7 protein-coding genes are annotated in these 6,945 nt (G+C 68.7%); 5 read left to right on the top strand and 2 right to left on the bottom strand.

Features of this window, described 5'->3' with window-relative positions; translation table 11 throughout:
* Nucleotides 1-52: 52 nt before the first annotated feature.
* From J3A75_RS35170 to J3A75_RS35185, 4 genes are all read left to right on the top strand, one after another.
* Nucleotides 53-1,213 carry a peptidoglycan-binding protein gene (locus J3A75_RS35170; RefSeq protein ID WP_058607632.1) on the top strand — a complete coding sequence of 387 codons (1,161 nt, stop codon included), beginning with the start codon at nt 53-55 and terminating at the stop codon, nt 1,211-1,213.
* 234 nt (nt 1,214-1,447) lie between these two features.
* Nucleotides 1,448-1,699, top strand: a complete 252-nt coding sequence (locus tag J3A75_RS35175; protein ID WP_024827435.1) for a hypothetical protein — start codon at nt 1,448-1,450, stop codon at nt 1,697-1,699.
* Between the two features lie 496 nt (nt 1,700-2,195).
* Entirely contained in the window at nt 2,196-3,371 is a 1,176-nt protein-coding gene (locus tag J3A75_RS35180; protein WP_024827434.1) for a zinc-dependent alcohol dehydrogenase, read from the top strand.
* Nucleotides 3,372-3,389: 18 nt separating this feature from the next.
* Complete coding sequence (locus J3A75_RS35185; RefSeq protein ID WP_024827433.1) at nt 3,390-3,980, top strand: hypothetical protein; 591 nt, start codon at nt 3,390-3,392, stop codon at nt 3,978-3,980.
* Between the two features lie 465 nt (nt 3,981-4,445).
* Here J3A75_RS35185 and J3A75_RS35190 read toward each other — a convergent pair whose 3' ends face one another.
* Nucleotides 4,446-5,774, bottom strand: coding sequence for a Y-family DNA polymerase (locus J3A75_RS35190; RefSeq protein ID WP_209651309.1), 1,329 nt, complete (start codon nt 5,772-5,774; stop codon nt 4,446-4,448).
* Nucleotides 5,771-6,223: a LexA family protein gene (locus J3A75_RS35195; RefSeq protein WP_209651310.1), complete on the bottom strand. Its 453-nt coding sequence runs from the start codon at nt 6,221-6,223 to the stop codon at nt 5,771-5,773. Before J3A75_RS35195 ends, J3A75_RS35190 begins: the two co-directional genes overlap by 4 nt.
* 218 nt (nt 6,224-6,441) lie before the next feature.
* On the opposite strand from J3A75_RS35195, the gene J3A75_RS37465 reads away from it, so the two are divergent.
* On the top strand, nt 6,442-6,858 hold the full coding sequence (locus J3A75_RS37465) for a hypothetical protein (RefSeq protein ID WP_409518695.1): 417 nt from the start codon (nt 6,442-6,444) through the stop codon (nt 6,856-6,858).
* Nucleotides 6,859-6,945: the final 87 nt, after the last annotated feature.

Raw genomic sequence — 6,945 nt, forward strand, 5'->3', positions numbered from 1 at the left:
AACGGGTGCAGGCCGACCCGGTTCAGCCATAAGTCCACATCAGGAGGTCTTTATGGAACTGAAGCAGGTCTTATTCGCGAGCACGATGATCGTGGCCCTGGCCGGCGGTAACGCGCAGGCTCAACAATCGTCTGTCAGCAATCAGCGCGTCACGCAGGATCAGCCGGATGGGCAGGGCACACAGATCTACGTCAGCTCGGCGGGCGTGCGGCAGATCCAGCAGGCCCTGACCCAGAAGGGCTACAGCACGGGCAATGTCGACGGCCGCTGGAACCCGCAGACCGCGGCGGCGGCGCGCAGCTTCCAGCAGGCGCAGAACATGGAGCCGACCGGCTCGCTCACCATCCCGATCGTCTACGGTCTCGGTCTCGAACAGGACATCATCTTCGGCAACCGCGACCGGCAGGGCGGCCAGGGCGGTGATCAAGGCACCAAGCAGGCCGACAACCAGCGCATCGTCGTCGAGCGCGCGGACAGCCGCGGGACGCCCCTCTACGTCAGCCCGGCCGGCATCCGGCAGATCCAGCAGGCGCTGAACCAGCAGGGCTGGAACACGGGACAGGTGGATGGCCGCTGGGGCCCCGCGACCGTCCAGGCGGCGCGCAGCTACCAGCAGGCGCATGCGCTCGAGCCGACGGGACGGCTCGAGGTCGGCCTCGTTGCCGCCCTCGGCCTGACCGATTCCATCTTCTCGGCCGGGCACGGCACAGGCCCGCAGGCCGCAAACGCGGCACGGCCACAGCCGAGTCAGGCGGCCGGCTCGGGTGGCGATCGGCAGGTCGACAACCAGCGCATCGCCGTGGAGCGCACGGACAGCCCCGGAGAGCCGCTGTCCATGAATGCCGACGGTGTGCGGCAGATCCAGCAGGTGCTCAACCAGCGGGGTTACGCGGCCGGCCACCTCGACGGCAACTGGAACAACGACACGACGATCGCCGCGACGCACTTCCAGCAGGCGCAGGGCCTGGAGCCCACCGGCACGCTGACCACGAACCTGCTGGCTACGGTCGGCATGTCGCGCTGGGAGCGGGGCGAGTTCATGGGCGGCATGACGGCGCGTGCGAACACGCCGGGCAATCCGAACCCACAGACCACCGGGTCCTTCAACGGTTCGGGCGCCGCCGCATCGGGCGGTGCGGATGGCGGCACCGCGAAATCCGACGCGGCCGCCGGCCAGGGCGGCGACGCGCACGCAGCGCCGGGCGCACGCTAGCCGGAGCCGGGGGCGGCGGCCCGCCGCCGGCGCCTCGTTCTCGGAAGCGCTTCGACAGGCCTTCGCCCCCGCAGCGCGCATCGCACGATCCGACCCGGCTCTTACGGGAGCCGGGTCGGAGGCGCAGGCGGCACGATCTGATCCTTCTGGCCGGCAGTCAGACCTGCCCGATCCGGCGAAGTCGAGCGTCGCGTGACCGGCCGGACCGGTCGGCCGCCCCGAACGAGGTGCTCTATGCAGAGCCTACCCAGAGCCGTCGACGATCCGATGATGCGCAGACTGGTCGCACTTATGCAGGAGCGGCTGCCAAGCTCGGTTCCCCAGGGCCGTCTCCACTTGTTGGAGCAACTGCGCGCCTTCGAGCGCGAGGCGCTGGAGCGCGGGGCAGATCCAGGCACCCTGCGCTCGATCCGGGCCACACAGGCCTTCGTCCGGAGATGCGATCCGCCATCGACGTCTCGAGGCACCGGCAGCGATCAGCTCTGACGGCGCGCGAGCGAAGTGTCGAGCTTTGGATGGCTCCGTCGAGCGGTGCCGTGACGGATGCCCTCGCCCGAGAACATGCCGGGGGACGCTTCGCCGCTGGCGCGGTCCTCGCGCCGCGGGACTCGGCGAGCGCCGCTCCGCGGCGGAAGAGCCCGGCGCGCCTGCGGCAGCTCTCGACCGGACCAGACGGTGGCGTCTCGACGGATCGCCGCCGCCCCCCCCCGAGGCGCGACGATGACGGCCCGCGTCCTGCAGGCGAACTCGGTTCCTCCGTCAACCTGACGCGGATCTCAGACGCCGCGCCGGCAATCCTTTCCCGGACCGGGACGCCTGCCCACGCCGGAGGTCTCCTAGGGGATTGTCCGCAGGAACGGGGCGGATGGGTCCCCGGTTCGCCTCGTTGCAACACGGACCCCATCCCCGCGAGCGCCCAAGTCCGGAACGGTCGTACCGCCGGATCTGGCTCCCGCCCCTCGGCCGATAGGAGAAGACGGCAATGCGAGCCCTAGTCTGGCACGGCAAGGAGGACATCCGCTGCGACACCGTCAGCGATCCGGAGATTGAGGACGGGCGCGACGTCATCGTCAAAGTGACGAGTTGCGCGATCTGCGGCTCGGATCTGCACCTGTTTCACAACTTCATTCCCGCGATGCTGCCGGGCGACGTCCTGGGCCACGAGACCATGGGCGAGGTCGTCGAGACCGGGCGCGGGCTCAATGGGAAGGTGAAGAAGGGGGACCGGGTCGTCGTGCCCTTCACCATCGTCTGCGGCGAGTGCGACCAGTGCAAGCGCGGCTATTTCTCGGTCTGTCAGCGGAGCAACCGCAAGAAGCACCTCGCCGACAAGGTCTTCGGCCACACCACGGCGGGCCTGTTCGGGTACTCGCATCTTACCGGCGGCTATCCGGGCGGCCAGGCCGAGTATCTGCGCGTGCCGTTCGCCGACGCGACGGTCCAGAAGGTGCCCGAGGGCATTCCTGACGAGAAGCTTCTCTTCCTCTCGGACATCTTCCCGACCGGCTGGCAGGCGGCCGTACAGGCCGACATCCAGCCCACCGACACCGTGGCGATCTGGGGCTGCGGGCCTGTCGGCCAGATGACGATCCGCTCGGCCATTCTGCTGGGCGCCGAGCAGGTCATCGCGATCGACCACCTGCCGGAGCGGCTGGAGATGGCCGAGGCCGGGGGCGCCATCACCATCAACTTCGACGAGGAGAACGTCGTCGAGCGCCTCAACGAGCTGACCGGGGGCGAGGGTCCCGAGAAGTGCATCGACTGCATCGGCATGGAGAGCCACGTCACACCTTCCCTGCCGGACACGGTCTATGACCGGGCCAAGCAGATCCTCCTCGCCGAGAGCGACCGGCCGCACGTGCTGCGCGAGATGATCTACGTGTGCCGACCGGGCGGCTTGATCTCGATCCCGGGCGTCTACGGCGGCTTGGTCGACAAGATCCCGATGGGCGCGGCGATGAACAAGGGCCTGACGTTCCGCATGGGACAGACCCACGTCCAGCGCTGGACCGGCGATCTCCTGCGGCGGATCGAGGAGGAGCAGATCGACCCCTCCTTCGTCATCACGCACGAGGTGCCGCTCGATCAAGGACCCGAGATGTACCGGACGTTCCGGGACAAGCAGGACAGCTGCATCAAGGTCGTTCTCAAACCCTGACCCTTCGCGAGGAAGATCATGACGAACATTACGAGCTTCTCGAACATCACGCGGTCAGAGGGCGATCCGAAGGTGCTTCGATCCGGGCCGAGTTCGCGCGGCGTGCCGGACAGCCTCGCGAAGGGGCTGGGCTGGTTCAGCCTCGGGCTGGGTCTCACAGAACTCCTGGCGCCCGGGCGGATCACGCGCGCGCTGGGGATGGAGGGCAAGGAGGCCTTGGTGCGCGTCTACGGTGCCCGGGAGATCGGCAGCGGCATCCTCTCGCTGTCGGTCGACAAGAACGTCGGGCTCTGGAGCCGGGTCGCGGGCGATGGCCTCGACATCGCGACCGTATTGACGGCGCTGCGGCCGGACAACCCGAAGCGCGGCAATGTCGCCGTTGCCCTGGCGCTGCTGGTCGGTATCACGGCGGTTGACCTGATCGACGCGCAGACCAGCACGGCGCGGCACAGCCGCGCGGTGGGCCGCAAACGCTCCTACCGGGATCGCAGCGGATTTCCGCGCGGCGTCCAGGCATCCCGCGGTGCGGCCCGGGACTTCAAGACACCGTCCGACCTTCGACACGCCCCAGCTCTCGCCGCGGTGTCGAAGAAGACGACTGCAGCTTGAGGCAGGGCTGTCCGGAGCAGAGCCCCTTTACCTGGGCGGCTGACCGCGTCGCGTGAGCGAGCCGTCACCGTCCAGATTGGCCTCGATGAGCCGAATTGTTTGTGCTCTTCCTGAGCTGGGCGGCTCACGGGCGTATCGCCCACCAACCATCTATACGCGTGCAGCTGTACCCGGGCCCATTTTTCGGTTGGCGCAAATCTACGATGGCATGTCGCGTGGTGCGGTTATGCGGTTGTGGATGAAAATCCATTTAGGTCTGCTTTCAGAACTCACCCCTCGACGAATCAGCGACGGGAACGGGTGCGAAGCTGAATGTCCGATCTTGCGCGCGATGACGCTTCGGCGTGACGCGGTCCGGCCGAAAGCGGCCTGTCCGCTTCGGGGAAAGAGCGCCGGAATAACGGACGGCCTCCTACCGACCCAACCTATCCACCTCAGCGGTCACCCACGCACTCCGGAAGCCGTTCACGCATGGGCGACCGGCAGTTCGCCGACCCGTGTCGTGTAGCGCGGCGTGCGCATCTCGAACTTCGTGTTCCAGTCGCGCCGGTTCACGAGCCCCGCCCGCGCCGGCACGACGGCGCCGCGGCCCCAGCGCGCGTTGCACGCGTCGATCGCCGCCATCAGCGGCCCTGACCGCTCGCGGTCCAGCGCGCCGATCAGAGCCCGCGGGCTGTGCGACAGCGGCACGAGGTCGTTCGTGACGATCCCAGCCTTCGAGTACCGCCATGGCCGCTCGCCCGGCTCGCGCCAGGTGCGCGCCACCCCGTGCCGCGCCGCCTTGATCAGCGCCAGCGTGTCGGAGCTGTGCTCCGGCAGCTGCACCGTCGTCGAGACCGAGCGCATCGGCTCGTCCCGGTCGTGCTCGCTCGTGTGGTAGAAGACCGTGACGTGATCGGTGCCCAGCCCCTCGCGCCGCAGTTTCTCGCCGAGCCGCGTGGCGTGCGCCGCCACCGCCTCCTCCAGCACCGCCCGCTCGGTGATCCGGCTCGAGAACGAGCGCGTCACCGCGCAGCCCTTGCGCCGCGCCGGCACCAGCTCCAGCGGCAGGCAGGCCGCGCCGCGCAGCTCGTAGATGATCCGCTCGCCCACCACGGTCAGGCTCTTGCGCACCGGCCGCGGGTCGAGGTCGCGCAGGTCCGCCACGCTCTCGACGCCCATCGCCTGGAGCTTGGCGAGCGAGGCCCGGCCGATGCCCCAGACCTCGGCGACATCGATCCGGCACAGCCAGTGCGTGTAGGCCGCCGGGTCGGTCAGGTCGCACACGCCGCCGAGGACCGGAACGGTCTTGGCGATGTGGTTGGCGAGCTTGGCCAGCGTCTTGGTCGGGCCGATGCCGACGCAGGTCGGGATTCCGGTCCAGGCCCGAACCGTGGCGCGCAGGTCCCGAGCGAGCTCGACCCGCAAGCCCGGCGCCACGTCCGACAGGTTCAGGAAGCTCTCGTCGATGGAGTAGATCTCCACCTGCGGGCTGAATTGCCGGTAGACCGTGTTGGTCCGGCCCGACATGTCGCCGTAGAGGGTGTAGTTCGACGAGAACACCCGCACGCCCCGTGCCCGGCACAGGTCGCGGATCTTGAAGTACGGGTCGCCCATTCGAATGCCGAGTGCCTTGGCCTCGCTGGTCCGGGCGATGGCGCAGCCGTCGTTGTTCGAGAGCACGATCACCGGGACAGTGGCGAGCCTCGGGTCGAACACGCGCTCGCACGAGCAGTAGAAGCTGTTGCCGTCGATCAGCGCCACGGCGCGGCCGCGGTCGATCCGGTCGCGCTGCCGGGCCTCCGGCATGCTCACGCGCGCTGCCCGCGGGCGACATGCCAGCGGATCGAGAAGCGCACCACGCCCCAGATCACACCCTCGCCGAGCTCGTCGACCGCGAAGGCGGGCAGGTCCGGGTTGCAGAAGGCGAGCCGGGCGACGTTGCCGTCGATCACGAGGCGCTTGCAGCTCATCTGGCCGTCGATTGCCGCGACGACGATGCTGCCGTGGCCCGCCTTGAGGCTGCGATCGACGCAGGCGAGGTCGCGGTCGTAGATGCCGGCGCCCTCCATGGACGAGCCACTGATCCGCCACAGGAAGGTGGCGGGCGGGTTCGGCACGAGCCAGCGGGGCAGTTCGAGCGCGCCCTCGAGGAAGTCATCGGCGGGCGACGGGAAGCCGGCGCACAGGGCTTGGCCGATCAGCGGCACGCGGACGGCGTCCGGGCTCCCAACCAGCAGTCCGTCGATCCGGTTGAGGTGCACCCGCGGCTCCGCCGTTCTGGAACGAAAGCGGAACAAATCCCATGCGCGGGCTCGGTTCAATCTGCGGGCGAGATGTTTCTTTCCGGGCGGTGGACGAATGTGAACTCGGATCGAAAACGCCTGCTTGGGCTGGATCTTAAGCGGCTCGCGCGGTCGGCGAAGAGCGTTCGGCAGGTCTGGACAGGTGAGGGTCGACGATGGCGAGGAGGACGGCGTTCGTGGTGCAGCGCTTCGAGGTGCACCGGAAGCGGCTGCGCCCGGCCCGGCAGGAGCCGGCGCAGACCGAGAGCGGGGCGGTGAAGAAGGCGGAGAACATGGCCAAGCGGATGCCGGGCGCGGCGGCGCCGAAGGTCTTGGCCGACGAGACCGTCGGGCCGGACGTCATCACGATCATCGCCAATGGGGCGAGATCCCGAAGATCTCGCCGCGAGCTTGCAGGGTGGCTGACCATCGGTGATGTCGGCGTCATGCGGGCTGACGAGCTTGCCGTTGCCGGCCGCGAGCTTCTGATTGCCAGCGCCAAGCGACACATCGCCCAAGGTGAGGTCGAGCGGCGTAGGAGAGGGTCGCCGGCCGAGACCTATAGCCGGCTGCCCGACGTCGGCGACGTGAGCCCATCGCCAGCCTGCACGTAGATTACAGGGTATTCTCGTGCGATGAGAGTGCGCGGGCGAACTTGAGTAGCTTCTGGCGGTCCCGGCGGTCTTCTAACCCGTACCAGA

The organism is Methylobacterium sp. PvP105 (genome assembly GCF_017876975.1).
Taxonomy (GTDB): domain Bacteria; phylum Pseudomonadota; class Alphaproteobacteria; order Rhizobiales; family Beijerinckiaceae; genus Methylobacterium; species Methylobacterium radiotolerans.